Raw genomic sequence first — 16829 nt, forward strand, 5'->3', positions numbered from 1 at the left:
CTCAGTCCGCGAGGCCGACCACGAGCCAGATACCGGCCACCCCGCCCACCGTGCACAACAGCGTGGACAGGGCGGGGTGCCGGTGGTGTGCCTCGGGCAGGATCTCGGCGGCGGCCAGGTAGAGCAGGATTCCGGCGAAGAAGCCGAGGTAGGCCCCGAGCGGTTCCTCCGGAAGGGTGAACAGCAGGGTGGAGAGGGCGCCCACGACCGGTGCCGCCGCGTCCGCGAGCAGCATCATCTGCGCCTTCCTCCGGGCGTTCCCGTACAGGCTGGTGAGCGTGTAGGTGTTGAACCCGTCGGCGAAGTCGTGCGTGACGACGGCGAGGGCCACGGCCAGGCCCATCCCGCCGCCGACCTGGAAGGCGGCGCCCAGGGCCACCCCGTCGGCGAGGCTGTGGCCGACCATGGCGGCGGCCGCGGCGAGTCCGACCTCGGGAGCGCGGTGCGCACCGGCCCGATCGTGCGCCCGGGCGGGCTCGTGGGCGCGCGGGGCGCCGTTCTCGGCGCCGTGCGCGGCCTGTCGTACGGCGAGCAGGCGTTCGGCGACGTGCGCGAGCAGGAATCCGGTGACGAAGAGCAGCAGCGCGAGCGGGACCCCGAACACCTCGCGGCCCGCGGCCCGCATCGCCTCGGGGAGCAGGTCGAGGCCCACGACCCCGAGCATCAGCCCGCCGGCCAGCCCCAGCACGAGGTGGCGCCGGTCGGTGACGTGCTGCGCCGTCCATCCGCCCGCCAGGGTCATCAGGAACGCGCCCAACGCCACGATCACGGCCATGTGCCACTGCATACCGACTGGCGGCGCCGCGCGCACTTCCCCGCGCGGGGTGGGGGCGGAGACGTTTTGGTGACGGCGGCCCGACAATGACTCGACAGGACGACGGAGGGAGGGCTTCGGTGGGCGAGTACGCGACCCGGCTGGTGGTCGGGGTGGGCGGACGTGCGGGGGTCTCCGTGGCGGAGGTCTGTGCGCTGGTCGAGGAGACGTTGCGGGGGGCGGGGCTGGCTACCGACGCGGTGACGGCCCTGGCCACGGTGGAGCCGAAGACGAGGGAGGCGGGGATCGCGGGCGCGGCGAAACGTTTCGGCGTGCCGTTGCTCGGTTATCCCGCGGAGAAGCTGGCGACGATCCCGGTACCGCACCCCTCGGACGCGGCGCTCGACGCCGTCGGCACCGGCTCGGTGGCGGAGGCGGCGGCCCTCGCGGGCGGCGGGGAACTCCTCGTACCCAAACGCCGGTCGGTCGCGGCGACCTGTGCGGTGGCCACCGCGCAGGGGCACGACCTGCGCCATCACGGGGACGCCGAGGTCCGCGACGCGGACGGGGAGCTGGTCGACCTCGCGGTCAACGTACGTACTCACACGCCCCCGGAGTGGCTCAGGCAGCGGATCGCGGCCTCCCTCGGCGATCTCGCCGCCTACCCGGACGGCCGGGCGGCCCGCGCGGCCGTGGCGGAGCGGCACGGGCTGCCGGCCGAGCGGGTGCTGTTGACGGCGGGGGCGGCGGAGGCGTTCGTGCTGATCGCGCGGGCCTTGGGGGCCGTGCGGCCGGTGGTGGTGCATCCGCAGTTCACCGAGCCGGAAGCGGCCCTGCGGGACGCCGGCCACCGGGTGGAGCGGGTGGTGCTGCGGGCGGCGGACGGGTTCCGGCTGGACCCGGCGGCGGTACCGCAGGACGCGGACCTGGTGGTGGTCGGGAACCCGACCAATCCGACCTCCGTGCTCCACTCGGCATCCACCCTCGCGGCGCTGGCGCGCCCGGGCCGCATCCTGGTGGTGGACGAGGCGTTCATGGACGCCGTCCCGGGCGAACGGGAGGCGCTGGCCGGGCGGACGGACGTGCCGGGGTTGGTGGTGCTGCGCAGCCTGACGAAGACCTGGGGGCTCGCCGGGCTGCGGATCGGGTACGTACTGGCCGAGCCGGAGGTGATCACCAAGCTGGCGGCGGCGCAGCCGCTCTGGCCCGTGAGCACTCCCGCCCTGGTGGCGGCCCAGGCCTGCATGACCCCGGAGGCGCTGGCGGAGGCGGAGGCGGCGGCGCGGCAGATCGCGGTGGACCGGGCGCATCTGCTGGCGGGGCTCGCGGAGTTCGAGGAGGTCTCGGTGTCGGGGGTGGCCCAGGGGCCGTTCGTCCTGATCCGGGTGCCGGGCGCGGAGCAGGTCCGTACCCGGCTGCGCGCCCTGGGTTTCGCGGTGCGCCGGGGGGACACCTTCCCTGGCCTGGACGCGTCCTGGCTCCGCCTCGCGGTCCGCGACCGCCCCACGACGGGCCGCCTCCTCCAGGCCCTCGATCACGCCTTGGCCCTGGCCGCGCACTAGGTCCCGAACGCCCGGACCACGCCGGGCCGGCGCCCCGGCCCCACGCGTACCGCCCGGTCCGGGTGTAGACGGGTCGCGTGGCGGCGGGGGGAGGGGTGCGCGAGGATCGGCCTTCGGTGGCGGTAGCGATTGTCACGGGGGTACGACGATGAAGGCAGCGGGGAAGGCAGGCGCGGCCCTGGGAGGGCCGGCGTTGGTGGGCGGGGCGGTGTACGCCGTACCGGTGCTCCCGCAGGGGGCCGCGGCGCCGCCGAGCAGCGGCTCGGGGCGAAACCCGCGCGGGACGCCCCGGCGGCGCCCGCCGGGAAGCCGTTCACCCTGGTGGCGACCGGGGACCTGATCCCGTACCCCTCGATCATCCAACGCGCGGCGGACGACGCGAAGGGCACCGGTCAGAGCCCCGACTTCCGCAGGATACTCGCGGGGGTCAAGCCGATCGTCTCCGCCGCCGACCTCGCGATAGGCCACCACGAGATACCGTACGGGCCCCCGGCGGCCCCTACACCGGCTATCCCGCCTTCAAGGCCCCGCACCAGCTGGCCGACGCCCTCAAGGACGCCGGGTACGACAGCTGCTCAACGGCCGCCAATCACACCCTGGACGACGGCGACGCGGGACCGACCGCACCCTCGACCACCTCGACCGCGTCGGCCTCGAGCACGTCGGTTCGGCCCGGACGACCGAGGACGCCGGCGCGCCCGCCGTGCTTCGGGCCGGCGGCGCCAAGGTCGCCCAGTTGGACTACACCTACGGGACGAACGGCATCCCGCTCCCGGCCGGCAAGCCGTGGTCCGTCAACCTCATCGACCAGAAGCGGATCATCGCCGGCGCCCGCCGCCCGGGCGGCGGGCGCCGGCGTCGTCGTCCTCAGCGTCCACTGGGGCACGCAGTGGCAGACCGCGCCCGACCGGCAACAGAGCGACCTGGCCCAGGCGTTGACCGGCTCTCGCGGCCCCGACGGACTGCCCGACATCGATCTGATCATCGGAACGCACAACCACGTGCCGCAGCCCTACGAGAAGATCAACGGCACGTGGGTGGTCTTCGGCATGGGCGACCAGGTCGCCGGCTTCCACGAGCCCGGGCAACTGCGCGGCAACATGTCCTCCGTGCCCCGCTTCATCTTCGCTCCGGCCGCCGCGCACCCGGGTCGCTGGGAGGTGGTGAAGGCCGAATACCTCACCCAGTACTGGGACATGCGGCCTCCGTTCCGCGTCGTCTGTGCCTCTTGCGCCGCCGCCGACGACTCCCTGACCGCCGCCAAGCGAAGCGAGCACGCACGCGTCGACGAGCAGGTCACCGCCGCCGTGACCTCCCGGGGGGCGAGCGCCCGGGGTTGGGTCACGCCACGCGATAGCCCCATGCCCGGGCCCGGGGGTCGGGCCGCCGGCCTGCGGCGCTACGAGGCCCTGCCGCGCCGGGTGACGATCAGCGCGCCCGCGCCGACGCCGAGCAGCAGCAGCGCGCCGCCCGCCACATAGGGCGTCGCCGAACCGCTCCCGGTTTCGGCGAGGTCGGCGCGCACGGGTGTCGTCGAGCCGCTCACCGTCTGCGTTTTGACGTCCGCCGGCGGGGGCGCGGACGCGCTCGGTGCGGGGCCCGCGGGGGCCTCGCAATGTGCCTCGGCCAGCACGATCTCGCCCTCGACCTGCGCCACGTTCAGCTTCAGCGGATTCACCGAGACCTTGAGGCGCAGCGCGGCCGCGGCGGCCGTGGTGGAGGTGGTCCGCGTACCGGACAGCTCCAGGTCGACCAGGCCGACCCCGGGCACCTCGACCTCGGTGGGGCCGCCCGCCGACAGGGTGACCTTCTTGCCGAGGACGGTGACGGCGCCGAGCACGTTCGAAGTGGCGACCGGCTGGTGCCCGGCCTCGCACACCGCCGTGGAGGTGACCTTCTCGACCTGGATCAGGGAGAGCTGCGGGAGTCCGGGCACGTGCACCGAGGCCTTGGCGAGGTTCGACTCGGCCTGCGCCCGGCGTGCGTCCGCGGTCGCCCTGGCGGTGGCCACGTCCGCCCGCAGGACACTGACGGGGTTGCCCTGTTCGGCGCCGTCGACGGTCACGGTCAGGGCGGTCTTCTCGGCCGCCGCCGGGGCGCCGACCTCGTTGAGCGTGGCCTGGAGCGGTACGTGGACGGCCTTGTTCAGCAGGCCGACGTCGAGTCCGGCGCGCAGGACGACGGCGCCGGCCTTGCCCTCGCCCGCCGCTCCGCCGCCGCCCGTGGTGGCGAAGGCGGCCGGCGCGGTGAGCAGGGCCACCGCCCCCGTGGCGAGCAGGGCGGCCGCGGGCATGCGGAAGGTGTTGCTGTTCAAGATGGTGGAACCCCCGGGGAGATGGGCGCCGTAGCGCGGCCAATGGGGGACATCGCGCACGCCGACGGCTTCGACCCTCGGATTCTTTAAGCACTGTGGGTGAACGGGGGTATACCTGAGGTGACTTCACCCCAAAGGGTGGTTTCCGACCAGGTGTGCGAATCATCTACCCCAGGAGGAACGGGAGTTCCCCTCTCTCACGCCCGGATGCCGCCGTTGACCACCACCCGCAGCGGCTGCGCCAGAGTCCGTACGTCAACCCGGGGGTCCGATCCGTACACCACGAGGTCGGCCGGCGCGCCCTCGGTCAACCCGGGCCGGCCGAGCCACTCGCGGGCCGCCCAGGCCGTGGCGGACAGGGCGGCCGACGCCGGGATGCCGGCCTTCACCAGCTCGGCGACCTCGGCGGCGACCAGGCCGTGCGGCAGGGAGCCGCCCGCGTCGGTGCCGACGTAGACCGCGACCCCCGCGTCGTAGGCGGCCCGTACGGTGTCGTACCGGCGCTCGTGCAACCGCCGCATGTGCGCCGACCAGGCCGGGAACTTCGCCTCGCCGCCCGCCGCCAGCTTCGGGAACGTCGCGATGTTCACCAGGGTCGGGACGATCGCGACCCCGCGCTCGGCGAACAGCGGGATGGTCTCCTCGGTGAGCCCGGTGGCGTGCTCCACGCAGTCGATGCCCGCCTCGACCAGGTCGCGCAGCGAGTCCTCGGCGAAGCAGTGCGCGGTCACGCGGGCTCCGAGGCGGTGCGCCTCGGCGATGGCGGCCTCGACCTCCGCGCGGGGCCAGCAGGCGGTCAGATCGCCGGCGTCGCGGTCGATCCAGTCGCCGACGAGCTTGACCCAGCCGTCGCCGCGCCGCGCCTCGCGCCCCACGTACTCGACCAGGTCGGCCGGCTCGATCTCGTGTGCGTAGTTGCGGATGTAGCGGCGGGTCCGGGCGATGTGCCGGCCCGCCCGGATGATCTTCGGGAGGTCTTCGCGGTCGTCGATCCAGCGGGTGTCCGAGGGTGATCCGGCGTCGCGGATCAGGAGGGTGCCGGCGTCGCGGTCGGTGAGCGCCTGGAGTTCGGCGGTGGCGGCGTCGACGGGGCCGTGGGCGTCGAGGCCCACGTGGCAGTGCGCGTCGACCAGGCCCGGCAGGGTCCAGCCGGTGACGGTGGTGATCTCGCGGGCGGCGCGCGGGCGCTCGTAGGAGATCCGGCCGCCGATCACCCACAGTTCGTCGCGCACGTCGTCGGGTCCGACGAGCACCCGCCCCTTGACGTGCAGCACTTCGCCCTCGGACCCGCTCCCGGGGCCGCCTCCCGACCCACCGCCGGGGCGGCCCGCCCCGCTCACCTCACGCGCATCGCTCATGGCGGCACCTTACGTCCGTGCTGGGTAGGCTCGGCCGGTGACCCCGGACGAAGAGAGCACCGCCGTGACCCACCCCCTGCTGGACCTGCCGCCGCTGACCGCCGCCCGTTTCGCGTCGATCGAGCGGGGGGTGGCGGAACTGCTCGGTACCGGCCAGGACGTGGTGATCACCCAGGGTGAGGCGTTGCTGCCGCTGGAGGCGTGCATCCGCTCGGGGGCCCGCCCGGGTTCGACGGCGCTGAACATCGTGACCGGGCCCTACGGGACCACCTTCGGCAACTGGCTGCGCGACTGCGGGGCGACGGTGGTGGACCTGGCGGTGCCCTTCCACACCGCCGTCACCGGGGAGCAGGTGGCCCGGGCGCTGGCCGCGCACCCGGAGATCGACTTCGTGTCGCTGGTGCACGCCGAGGCCGCGACCGGCAACACCAACCCGGTCGCGGAGATCGGCGAGGCCGTCCGGGCGCACGGCGCCCTGTTCATGCTGGACGCGGTGGCCTCGGTGGCCGCCGAGCCGCTGCTCCCGGACGCGTGGGGCGTGGACCTGTGCGTGATCGGCGGGCAGAAGGCGATGGGCGGCCCGGCGGGGGTGTCGGCGGTGTCGGTCTCGGAGCGTGCCTGGGCCCGCTTCGCGCAGAACCCGGCCGCCCCCCGGCGCTCGTACCTGTCACTGCTGGACTGGAAGGAGCGCTGGATCGACGCCGGTCGTACCGCGCTGCCGCACGCCCCGGCCCAGTTGGAGATGCTGGCGCTGGAGGCCTGCCTGGACCGGATCGCCGCCGAGGGGCTGTCGGCGGTGGCGGGCCGGCACGCGGCCGCGGCCGCCGCGACCCGCGCGGGCGCGACGGCGTTGGGCGTGGCCCTTTACGTCCCGGTGGCCGTGGAGGCCGCGCCGGTGGCGACGACCCTGCGGGTGGCGGACGCCTCCGAGGTGGTGGCCAAGGCGCTCGCGGCGGACCCGACGGCTCCGCTCGCGGCGGGCGGCGGGGCTCTGGCCCGGGAGATGATCCGGGTCAACCACTACGGCCCGGCGGCCTCCCCGGAGTCGGTGCGGGCGTCGTTGACGGCGCTGGCCTCCGCCCTGTCGGTCGACCCGACGCCGGCGCTCGCCGCGGCGGCCGCGGCCTGGTAGGCCGCCGCCGCCACAGCCGGTCCGGCCGGGTCCCCGGCCGCGCCGAGGTCGCCGGCACGGGGCGCGGCCCCAGGCCCGGGGCCGGGGCCGGGGCCCGTGCCGGCGGAAACTCCCCGCGGATCGGACCTACGGACGGGGGACGGCGCACGCCCCGTCGGGCTCGCAGGCCTCGCCGTCGGCGGCCCCGGGCGAGGTCACCTCACGGCCGGCCCACGCCTGTTCCAGCGCCCGGGTGAACACCTCGGCGGGCTGCCCGCCGGAGATGCCGTAGCGGCGGTCGAGGACGAAGAACGGCACGGCGTTGGCTCCGAGTTCGGCCGCCTCTCGTTCGTCGGCTCGCACGTTCTCGGCGTAGGCGGAGTCGTCGGCGAGGACCGTACGGGCCTCCGCCTCGTCCAGGCCGGCCTCGACGGCGAGCGCGACCAGCACCTCGGGCTCGAAGACGCTGCGCTCCTGTGCGAAGTTGGCGCGGAAGGCCAGGTCGAGCAGTTCCTCCTGGCGGCCGCGGGCGGCGGCGAGGTGCAGCAGGCGGTGGATGTCGAAGGTGTTGCCGTGGTCGCGCCCCTCGACCCGGTACGCCAGTCCCTCACCGCGCGCACTGGCGGCCACGTGTTCCTCCATGCCGCGCGCCTCGTCGAGGGTGCGGCCGTACTTGGCGGCCAGCATCTCGACGACCGGCGCGGTCACGCCCTTGGGACCGTGCGGGTCGAGCTCGAACGACCGGAAGACGACCTCCACCTCGTCACGGTGCGCGAACTCGGCCAGCCCCTTGGTGAACCGGGCCTTGCCGATGTAGCACCACGGGCAGGCGATGTCGCTCCAGATCTCGACGCGCATGATCCTTCTTCTCTCGGTCGCGGAAGCCGGCCGGGAGGCCGGACGGTTCCCGTTTCAACCAACCGGCGGAACGTCTCATTCCCCGGACACGGCCCCCACCCGCAGCCAGAGCGTGACGTGGCTGCCGGACCGGGCCGCCTCGGGCTCCGGGCGCCAGCCGAGGGCGGCGTAGAAGGACTGCGCGCGCAGGTTGTGCTCGTACACCTCCAGGCGGGCCCTGGCCGCTCCCGCCCGACGCCAGGCATCCAGGCAGGCGGCGTGCAGGGCCGCGCCGGTGCCGCGGCGCCAGTGATCGGGGTCCACGTGGAGCTGGGTGAGCGTGCTCTCCCCGTCGGCGGTGCGGAAGGCCGCGACCCCCGTGAGCACGCCGTCCTGTTCGGCGCAGAACACCCCGCCCTCGGCGCCCGCCCGCACGAGGGCACGGGCCCAGCCCTCGCGGCATCGCGCGAGTTCCGCCTCGCCCCCGTAGACCTCCTGGGGGACACGGCCCTGGTAGTAGGTCGCACGGGCCCGGGTGTGGAGGGCGGCGATGGCGTCGAGGTCCTGGGGGCGCGCGGTTCTGATCATGGGTATGGGAACGCGCCGGGAACCGTGTCGGTTCCCGGCGCGGCGGCCCTGGCACGAGGAGGGCTACTTCTTCAGCCACGCCCCCATCATCTTCTGCGCGATGGGCGCGGCCAGCCTGCCGCCGCCGATCTCGGAACGGTCGGTGTCCGAGTTCTCGATCACCACCGCGACCGCGATCTGCTTGCCGTCGGCCTTCCCGTACGAGGTGAACCACGCGAGCGGCGGCAGGCTGTTGTTCACGCCGCGCTGCGCGGTGCCCGTCTTGCCGCCTACCTCGGCGCCCGCGACCTGCGCGGGCTTGCCGCCGCCCTGGGTGGCGACGGTGCGCATCGCGTCCTGGAGCATCGAGGCGGTCTTGGCGCTCATGACCTGCTCGGACTTGGGGTCCTTGAAGCTCTCCAGCACGGTGCCGCCGGAATCGGTGACCTCCGAGACCATGTGCGGGGCCACGAGCTTGCCGCCGTTCTCGATCGCCGCCGTCACCATCGCCATCTGGAGCGGCGTGGCCTGGACGTCGAACTGGCCGATACCCGTCTGCGCGACCTGGTCGATCGACATCTTCGTCGAGGGGTACTTGCTCGCGGGTCGGGCGGTGACCGGGGTGGCGGTCTCCTTGTTGAAGCCCAGCTTCTCCGCCATCGCCCGCATCTTGTCCTGGCCGAGCTTGGAGGCCAGTTCGGCGAAGACGTTGTTGCAGGACAGGCGCAGCGCGGTGCGCACGGACACGTTGTTGCACCCGTCGTTGCCCGCCTCGCTGGGCAGGGCGGTACGGGTGCCCGGGATCGTGTACGCGCCGGGGATGCCGGTGGGCGCGTCGATGTCGGAGACCAGGCCGTTCTCGATGGCGGCGGCCATGGTGACCAGCTTGAAGGTGGAGCCGGGCGCCTGCGGCTTGCGCAGCGCCACGTTCTCCATGGCCTTGCCCTGGTCGGCCGAGAGTTCCTTCCAGGCCTGCTCGTCGGTGGCACCGGCGATCCGGCCCGGGTCGAAGGAGGGGTTGTTCACCATCGCGAGGATCTGCCCGGTCGCCGGGTCGATGGCCACTGCGGACCCCTGCTTGCCCTGCAGCGCGTCGTAGGCCGCCTTCTGGACGCCCTTGTCGATGGTGGTCAGCACGTTGCCCGGGTCGGCACGCTTGTTGGTGAGGATGTCCATCGGGGTCTTCAGCCGGCTGTCGGAGCCGTTGAGGACGTTCTTGTAGACGCCCTCCAGCATGCTCACGCCGTAGGCCTGGGAGCTGTAGCCGGTGATCGGCGCGTACAGGGGGCCGTCGACGTAGGCGCGCTTGTACTGGAAGTCCTTGCCGCCGGTCTTCACCGAGCCGGTGATCGCCTCGCCGCCCACGATGATGTTCCCCAGCGGGTTCTCGTACTGCCCGATGAGGTTGCGCCGGTTGTGCTTGTCGTCTGCGAGCGCCTGGCCTTGGTACGCCTGCACCCAGGTGACCCGTACCAAGAGGGCCGCCACCAGAAGCAGACAGAAGACCGACGCGCGCCTGATCGTCTTGTTCATCCTCGGGAAAGACGTGCGAGCGGCGTCAGACGTTCCGCTCTGCCCCGATTGTGGCCGGGTTCTCAGCCTTTCCTCATGAGGAAGCCCCCCTCGTAGGCCGCGATCACCGCCTGGGTGCGGTCGCGGGAGCCCGTCTTGGCGAGGATGGCGGCGACGTGCGTCTTCACCGTCTGGGGCCCGACGCCGAGGCGCTCGCCCACCTCGTGGTTGGACAGGCCGGTGGCGATCAGGCGCAGCACGTCGGCCTCCCGATCGGTCAGCCGGCGCACCCAGGGGGCGGTGGCCGAGGGGGCACCGGCCGCGTGGGTGGCCGCGAGGGAGCGGACGGCGGCGGGGAAGAGGAGGGAATCCCCGCGCGCGACGAGCCGTACGGCGCCGATCAGCTCGTCGGGGTCGGCGCGCTTGAGGAGGAAGCCGGCGGCGCCCGCGCGCAGCGCCCCGTAGACGTAGGAGTCGTTCTCGAAGGTGGTGACGACGACGATCCGGGGCGGCTCGGCCATGGTGGCGAGGATCTGTTCGGTGGCGCGGATTCCGTCGATCCCGGGCATCCGGACGTCCATCAGGACCACGTCGGGGGCCAGCGCGCGCACCAGGGACACCGCCTCGGCGCCGTCGGTGGCCTCGCCCACGACGTCGAGGTCGGGTTCGGCCTCCAGGATCACGCGCAGGGCGGTCCGGACCATCCGCTCGTCGTCGGCGAGCACGACGCGCAGCGGCGGCCGGCTCATCGCTCCTCCCCGCCCAGCGGGAGGACGGCGCGCAGCCGCCACCGCCCGCCGTCGGGTCCGGCTTCGACGCGGCCGCCGAGCAGGGCGGCCCGCTCGGCGGCGCCGCGCAGTCCGCGGCCCCCCGTGCCCCGGGGCTTCGCACCGTCGGCGGTGTCCGGCGGGTTGGTCATGGTGATCTCCAGTTCACGGCGGGTGCCGTCCTCGTCGCCCCGTACGGCGATCCACAGCTCGACCGGGCCCGTACCGTGCCGCAGGGCGTTGCTCAGGCCCTCCTGGACGATCCGGTACCCCTCGCGGGAGGCGAGCGCGGGGAGCCGGGCCCAGTCCCCGGGCGGCCCGGGGTCCTGGTGGGCGGTGATCGGGACACCGGCGGCCCGGGACCGGGCCAGCAGACCGTCGAGGTCCGCGGCGAGCGTCGGCGCGGGCCCCGGTCCGGCCGCCCCGTCGACGCCGTCGCCCTCCCGCAGCAGGCCCAGGACCGCGTCCAGCTCGCCGACCGTGCGCCGGGTGGTGTCCTCGATCGCGGCCAGCGCCTCCCGTACGAAGCCGGGGTCGTCGTCCAGCACCCGCCGGGCGGCGCTCGCCTGGAGGGTGACCGCGCTCAGCGCGTGCCCGACGGCGTCGTGCAACTCCCGCGCGAGCCGGTTGCGCACCGCCAGGTCGGCGGCCCGTTCCTCCGCCGCCGCCAACCGGTCGGCGGCGGTAGGCCCGAGCAGGACGGGCGCCGCCCGGGCCAGCAGGGCCCCGGCCGCGGCGGCGCACAGCACGAGCCCGCACAGCAGCCCGATCCCGAGCAGCGGGGCGGTGTACGGCGCGGCGGCGGCGGCGAACCAGCCGTCCCCCATCGGCACCTCCCGCAGCCGCGGCACGAACGGCAGCGCGATCAGCACCACCGCCATGGGCGGCACCGCGAGGCTCATCCCGCTGACGGCGGCGCCGACCCCCAGGTGGAGCGTCCACCAGGCCGAAGTCCGCCCCCGCGCCCGCCAGGTCCGGGCCGGCCCGTCCGCCAGCCGCTCGCCCGGCACCCCGCACAAGGCCCGTACCGCTCCCACCGACATCGGCCGCACGAGCGCGAAGACGGCGGTCGCGGCGACCAGTGGCAGGGAGGCGCCATAGGCGGCGAAGGTCAACCGGGGGGAGCCGAGGACGTTGCCCACGCCCGCCATGAGACCGACCACCACCTCGGCGAGGAGGAAGTACGGCATCAGCAGGGCCCCGCCGAGGATCAGGTGTACCCACCGCCGCCGGGCCCGTGCCCCCAGCAGCGGGCCCACGCCGGCCGCCGCCCACCTCCGCGGCCCGTTGCCCCCCGGCATCCCGACTCCCCCGTCCGACCCGTCCGCCCGTGCCCTGCGCTGCCCTGCCCTGTCCTGCCTCGCCCTGCCCTGTCCGATCCGGCCCCTCCGCCCGCTGCCGCCCGTGCCGGTCCCTCTCACCCGGTCCGGCGTGAGGCGAGGAACCGGACCAGGACCGCGGCGGCGAGCAGGCCGGTGACCATCTGGGCGGTGTAGGTCAGCAACATCGCGGTGGTGACCGCTTCTCCCGGACCGGTGGCGCCCCACGCGCCGATCAGCAGCCACAGACCCCAGCACGCCGCAGCCGCCGCACCGGCCCACGCCACGGCCAGTACCACCCGGGCCCGACGGGCTCCGCCCCGGGCCAGGGTCACCGCTCCCGCCCCCGCGACCAGCGCGCACATCGCGTGGGTGGCGAACACCGCGCCCGTCTGCGGATCGTACTGGGCGATCTGTGACGCGCTGAGCCCGGCCGTGCCACCGAAGGCCCAGGAGAGCTCCACGGCCGCCACGGCCACGGCCGTCGCCGCCGCGGCTCCCGCCACCACCCCCGTGGGTGACGGGAGCCGCTCCCCCAGGACGCCCTGCCACCGCCGGCCCCAGCGCCGCCGCGCATAGGGGACGAACAACCCGGTCAGGGCAATGGCCTGCACGATGAAGCCGCTGTAGACGACGTCGAACACCCACGGGTGGAGGAAGGGCTCCTTCGCCGCCCGCGCCGCGGCGTCCGGCCCCAATCCCAGGGCCCCCATGAGGCGTTGGGCGGGGAAGGCCACGACGATCGGCACGAGCAGTCCGGTGGCGATGAACACCGGGACGGTCAGCAGCCAGGACGGCACCCGTACGCCCCAGGGCCGGGTGAGCACCAGCACGAGCACGATGACGGCCGAGTCCATGACCAGCGTGACGGCGTTCGCCACCTTGAAGAACACGCCGGGCTCCAGCAGCACGCTGCCGTCCGGTATCCCGATGCGGCTCCCCGCCAGCCAGGCGCCTTTGAGGCACAGGTAGGGCACGGTGGCGGCCAAGGCCGCCACTTGCAGGACCCGTCCCACGGCCCCGGGTCGGGAGGACCCCGGGCCGCAGGTCGGCGGCCGTGTCGCGTACGTCGTCCCGCCGGTGCGGGTGGCTCGTGTCGTCATGCCCCAACGGTCGCGTGCGCCCCGCCCCGCCGCCTCCCCCTCGAAGGTGAACCGCCTCCCCCGCCCGGGGGAGGAATCCCCACCTCCGCCGACGCCCCCCGTCCGACGCGTCACACCCGACTCCCGCCGACGCGTCACATCCGACGCGTCACCACCGACAGCCGGTCGCGCGCCTCGAACAGGGCCGCCTTGATGGTCTGTTCGTGCTGCGGCGTCAGCCGGGCGACCGGCACCGAGCAGCTGACCGCGTCCCGCGCCGGGGTGCGGTAGGGCACCGCCACCCCGAAGCAGCGCAGTCCGAGGGTGTTCTCCTCCCGGTCGACCGCGTACCCCTGCTCCCGCACCAACGCCAGCTCGTCCACGAGCCGGTCCCGGTCGGTGATGGTGTGTTCGGTGACCGCCTCCAGCCGTCGCGGCAGCAGCCCCCGCACCTCGTCGTCGGTGTACGTGGCCAACAGCGCCTTGCCGAGCGCGGTCGAGTGCACGGGCAACCGGCGCCCGACCCGGGTGAGGGGCCGCAGGTAGTGCTGGGACTGCCGGGTCGCGAGGTAGACCACGCTGGTGCCGTCCATCCGGGCGAGGTGGATCGTCTCCGTCGTGTCGTCGGAGAGCCGGTCCAGGGTCGGCCGGGCCGCCGCCACCACCTCGTCGCCGTCGATGTAGGAGCTGCCGACGAGCAGCGCCCGCACCCCGATGCCGTACCGCGTGCCCGTGGCGTCGGTCTCCACCCAGCCCAGGTTCACCAGCGTGCGCAGCAGCATGTAGAGGCTGGACTTGGGGAGCGAGAGGTCGTGCTGGATGTCGGCGAGGCTGTGCAGCCCCGGCCGGGCCGCGAAGTGTTCCAGCAGCATGACCGTCCGTACGGCCGACTTGACGGCCGCCGGCGCCCCCGTACCGCCCGTTTCGGCCCCTTGGTCCCCCGGCGCCCCGCCATCACCTGTGGTCATCGGCCTTCGTGCCCCTCTTGTCTCGTTTCCCTTGTCAACCGGGAAGACGCGGAAATAGAGTCCACGCTGGATGTGATCATTCATCCTTCGGAACGGCGTTCAGAATACTGAACGACACCGCGCGGGTCAGCGTAGATCCAGGAGGCAGTGCGCCATGGCAGCAACACCAGTCTGGAGTGTGGACCCCCGCACCGGGAAGCAGCGGGGGCAGGTTGCGGCGGAGGCCACACCAGGGGAGGTGGACGCGGCCGTACGCGCGGCGCACGCCGCCCGGGGAGCGCTCGCCGACCGCGCCGCCCGCACCGCCTTCCTGCGCGCGGCCGCCGACCTGCTCGACGGGGCCGCTGACCAGGTCGTCGAGACCGCCGACGCCGAGACCGCCCTCGGCCCCGGCCGCCTCACCGGCGAACTCGCCCGTACCACCGGCCAGCTGCGGGCCTTCGCGGACGCCGTCGAGGAGGGCGCCTACCTCGACATCCGCATCGACCGCGCCGACCCCTCACTGAGTCCGCCGCGCCCCGAACTGCGCCGCTACAAGGTGCCGCTGGGCGTGAGCGCCGTCTACGCCGCCTCCAACTTCCCGCTCGCCTTCTCCGTGCCCGGCGGGGACACCGCGAGCGCGCTGGCCGCCGGGTGCCCCGTGGTGGTGAAGGCGCACCCCGACCACCCGGCCACCTCCGAACTGTGCGCCGCGCTGCTGCGCCGGGCGGCGCTGCGGGCCGGACTGCCGGCCGATGTCGTGTCGGTCGTCCACGGCTTCGGGGCCGGGCTGGAGCTGATCCGCCACCCGCTCGTCGCCGCGGCCGGGTTCACCGGCTCCATCCGGGGCGGACGAGCCCTCTTCGACGCCGCCGCCGCGCGGCCCGTGCCGATCCCCTTCCACGGCGAGCTGGGCTCCCTTAACCCCGTCGTGGTCACCCCGGCGGCGGTCGCCGAGCGCGCCGAGGAGATCGGCACGGGGCTCGCGGGCTCGCTCACGCTCGGCGTCGGCCAGTTCTGCGTGAAGCCGGGCCTCGTCCTGGTCCCGGAGGGCCCGGACGGCGACCGCCTCGCCGCCGCGCTCGGCAAGGCGCTCGGCGAGACGGGTCCGGGGGTGCTGTTGGACCACCGGATGCGGGACGCGTTCGTCGCCGGGGTGCGCGAGCGGTCGGCCCTGCCCGGTGTCGAGGCGCCCGTCCCACCGGGTCCGGCCGGCGAACACGCCGTCGCCGCCGGGTACCTGACCGTGCCGGCCCGTACCCTCCTCGACGGCGGCCCGTCCTACGAGGTGCTCCTTGAGGAGTGCTTCGGCCCGGTGGGCGTCGTCGTCCGGTACGCGGACGGGCGCGAGCCGGCCGAGCTGCTGGGCCGGCTCGGCGGGAACCTGAGCGCCACCCTCCAGCTCTCGGAGGCCGAGACCCGGGGCGCGCCCGGACCGGCCGCCGAACTGATCGCGCAGGTCACCGGGTTGGCGGGCCGTATCGTCGTGAACGGCTGGCCGACCGGGGTCGCGGTGGCGCCGGCCCAGCACCACGGGGGCCCCTACCCGGCGGCGACCTCGCACTCCACCTCCGTCGGCGCCACCGCCATCGAGCGCTGGCTGCGGCCGGTGGCCTACCAATCGGTGCCGGACGCGCTGCTCCCGGCGGAGCTGCGCGAGGGCAACCCGTTGGGACTGCCGCGGCGGGTCACGGGGACCTGAGGCCGGGAGCCGCCGGCGGGATTCGACGGCGCGACCGAGGGCGGGGCGGCGTGAAGGGTTGCGGGCCCGGGGCGGCGCGAAGGGGTTGCGGGCCAAATCCGTTGCCGCCTCCGCCCCCGGCAGGGCAGGCTGCCGCCCATGCCGAAGCCGCACGGGTTCACGTACGAAAGACAGGGCGACCGCCTCGTCATCACCCACCTGGGCCGCGCCGCGGGCACCCTGCGCGGGGCCCGGGCCGGGAAGTTCCTCGCCGAGGTGGAGTCCGGTGACCCCCAACTGGTCATGGCCCGCTGGACCGGCGCGTACAAGTTCGGCAACGAGCGCACGGCCCGGAACCATCCGCGCAACCGCAGCTGAGAAGTGGTGCGAGGGTAAGGGAACGGCAAAGCCGTGTCGGTCGTTCTCCCGGCATGACCGCTATGACCCCTGGTTCCAATCTGCCGCTCGACACCGTCCGCGTGACGATCGATGTGGCTGCCCCGGTGCGGCTCGACGTGTCGGGACTCCTCCTCGCGGCGGACGGCAAGGTGCGTTCGGACGCCGACTTCATCTTTTACAACCAGCCGTCCGGACCCGGTGTGAGCTACCGGTCGGGCGGCGGTTCGACTCCCGACTCGATCACCGTCGACACCTCCGCCCTGCCGCCGGGCATCGAGCGGATCGTGGTCACGGCCAGTCCGGACGCCGCCGGACAGACCTTCCAGGGCATCGAGCCCACCGCCACCGTCCGGGACGCCGTGAGCGGCGCGGTGATCGCCACCTTCACACCGCCGCGGCTCGGCACGGAGACCGCCCTCGTGGTGGTGGAGGTGTACCAGCGCGGCGGCGTATGGAAGCTGCGCGCCGTGGGCCAGGGGTACGCCGACGGTCTCGCCGGCATCGCCACGGACTTCGGGGTCTCGGTCGAGGAGCCGGCCGCGCCGCCGATGCCCGCGGCCGCCCCCTCCGCCCCGCCCGTCCCCGCCGCCGCCCCGCCGATGCCCGCGGCGGCCCCCGC

15 protein-coding genes and 1 pseudogene are annotated in these 16829 nt (G+C 74.4%); 6 read left to right on the plus strand and 10 right to left on the minus strand.

Features of this window, described 5'->3' with window-relative positions:
- Nucleotide 1 precedes the first annotated feature (1 nt).
- Nucleotides 2-775 carry a ZIP family metal transporter gene (locus E6R62_RS28395; protein ID WP_136216337.1) on the minus strand — a complete coding sequence of 258 codons (774 nt, stop codon included), beginning with the start codon at nucleotides 773-775 and terminating at the stop codon, nucleotides 2-4.
- Nucleotides 776-894: 119 nt separating this feature from the next.
- Between E6R62_RS28395 and cobC the strand changes: the two genes are divergently transcribed.
- Nucleotides 895-2316 (plus strand): Rv2231c family pyridoxal phosphate-dependent protein CobC, encoded by a 1422-nt coding sequence (cobC, locus tag E6R62_RS28400; protein WP_240801957.1) that lies wholly within the window; start codon nucleotides 895-897, stop codon nucleotides 2314-2316.
- A gap of 294 nt (nucleotides 2317-2610) precedes the next feature.
- Nucleotides 2611-3512 (plus strand): annotated as a pseudogene (locus tag E6R62_RS28405) (CapA family protein); the annotation flags it as partial.
- Between the two features lie 203 nt (nucleotides 3513-3715).
- Here the strand turns inward: E6R62_RS28405 and E6R62_RS28410 are convergent.
- Together E6R62_RS28410 and E6R62_RS28415 are read right to left on the minus strand one after the other, a co-directional pair.
- Nucleotides 3716-4630, minus strand: coding sequence for an SCO1860 family LAETG-anchored protein (locus tag E6R62_RS28410; RefSeq protein ID WP_136216339.1), 915 nt, complete (start codon nucleotides 4628-4630; stop codon nucleotides 3716-3718).
- Nucleotides 4631-4827: 197 nt separating this feature from the next.
- Entirely contained in the window at nucleotides 4828-5988 is a 1161-nt protein-coding gene (locus tag E6R62_RS28415; protein ID WP_240801958.1) for an amidohydrolase family protein, read from the minus strand.
- A gap of 64 nt (nucleotides 5989-6052) precedes the next feature.
- Here E6R62_RS28415 and E6R62_RS28420 point away from each other — a divergent pair, with 64 nt between their 5' ends.
- The gene (locus E6R62_RS28420; RefSeq protein WP_136216356.1) at nucleotides 6053-7120 is read left to right on the plus strand and encodes an alanine--glyoxylate aminotransferase family protein; all 1068 of its coding nucleotides are present in this window, start codon (nucleotides 6053-6055) and stop codon (nucleotides 7118-7120) included.
- 126 nt (nucleotides 7121-7246) lie between these two features.
- On the opposite strand, the gene E6R62_RS28425 is transcribed toward E6R62_RS28420, so the two are convergent.
- From E6R62_RS28425 to E6R62_RS28455, 7 genes are all read right to left on the minus strand, one after another.
- On the minus strand, nucleotides 7247-7957 hold the full coding sequence (locus E6R62_RS28425) for a DsbA family oxidoreductase (RefSeq protein WP_136216340.1): 711 nt from the start codon (nucleotides 7955-7957) through the stop codon (nucleotides 7247-7249).
- A 75-nt stretch (nucleotides 7958-8032) separates the two neighbouring features.
- Nucleotides 8033-8524 (minus strand): GNAT family N-acetyltransferase, encoded by a 492-nt coding sequence (locus tag E6R62_RS28430; RefSeq protein WP_136216341.1) that lies wholly within the window; start codon nucleotides 8522-8524, stop codon nucleotides 8033-8035.
- A gap of 63 nt (nucleotides 8525-8587) precedes the next feature.
- Nucleotides 8588-10036, minus strand: a complete 1449-nt coding sequence (locus E6R62_RS28435; protein ID WP_136216342.1) for a penicillin-binding protein 2 — start codon at nucleotides 10034-10036, stop codon at nucleotides 8588-8590.
- Between the two features lie 62 nt (nucleotides 10037-10098).
- Nucleotides 10099-10764, minus strand: coding sequence for a response regulator transcription factor (locus E6R62_RS28440; protein WP_136216343.1), 666 nt, complete (start codon nucleotides 10762-10764; stop codon nucleotides 10099-10101).
- Entirely contained in the window at nucleotides 10761-12041 is a 1281-nt protein-coding gene (locus E6R62_RS28445; RefSeq protein ID WP_240801959.1) for a sensor histidine kinase, read from the minus strand. The genes E6R62_RS28440 and E6R62_RS28445 overlap by 4 nt, the downstream gene beginning before the upstream one ends.
- A 158-nt stretch (nucleotides 12042-12199) precedes the next feature.
- On the minus strand, nucleotides 12200-13204 hold the full coding sequence (locus E6R62_RS28450) for a hypothetical protein (RefSeq protein ID WP_136216345.1): 1005 nt from the start codon (nucleotides 13202-13204) through the stop codon (nucleotides 12200-12202).
- 134 nt (nucleotides 13205-13338) lie between these two features.
- Nucleotides 13339-14151, minus strand: a complete 813-nt coding sequence (locus tag E6R62_RS28455; RefSeq protein ID WP_136216346.1) for an IclR family transcriptional regulator — start codon at nucleotides 14149-14151, stop codon at nucleotides 13339-13341.
- Nucleotides 14152-14305: 154 nt separating this feature from the next.
- Between E6R62_RS28455 and E6R62_RS28460 the strand changes: the two genes are divergently transcribed.
- The 3 genes from E6R62_RS28460 to E6R62_RS28470 form a co-directional block, all read left to right on the plus strand.
- Nucleotides 14306-15832 carry an aldehyde dehydrogenase (NADP(+)) gene (locus tag E6R62_RS28460; protein ID WP_136216347.1) on the plus strand — a complete coding sequence of 509 codons (1527 nt, stop codon included), beginning with the start codon at nucleotides 14306-14308 and terminating at the stop codon, nucleotides 15830-15832.
- 138 nt (nucleotides 15833-15970) lie between these two features.
- On the plus strand, nucleotides 15971-16189 hold the full coding sequence (locus E6R62_RS28465) for a hypothetical protein (RefSeq protein WP_136216348.1): 219 nt from the start codon (nucleotides 15971-15973) through the stop codon (nucleotides 16187-16189).
- Between the two features lie 53 nt (nucleotides 16190-16242).
- A partial coding sequence (locus tag E6R62_RS28470) for a TerD family protein (RefSeq protein ID WP_136216349.1) occupies nucleotides 16243-16829 on the plus strand: 587 nt, incomplete at its 3' end.

It is taken from the genome of Streptomyces sp. A1136, from assembly GCF_004795055.1.
In the GTDB taxonomy this organism is placed as follows: Bacteria; Actinomycetota; Actinomycetes; order Streptomycetales; family Streptomycetaceae; genus Streptomyces.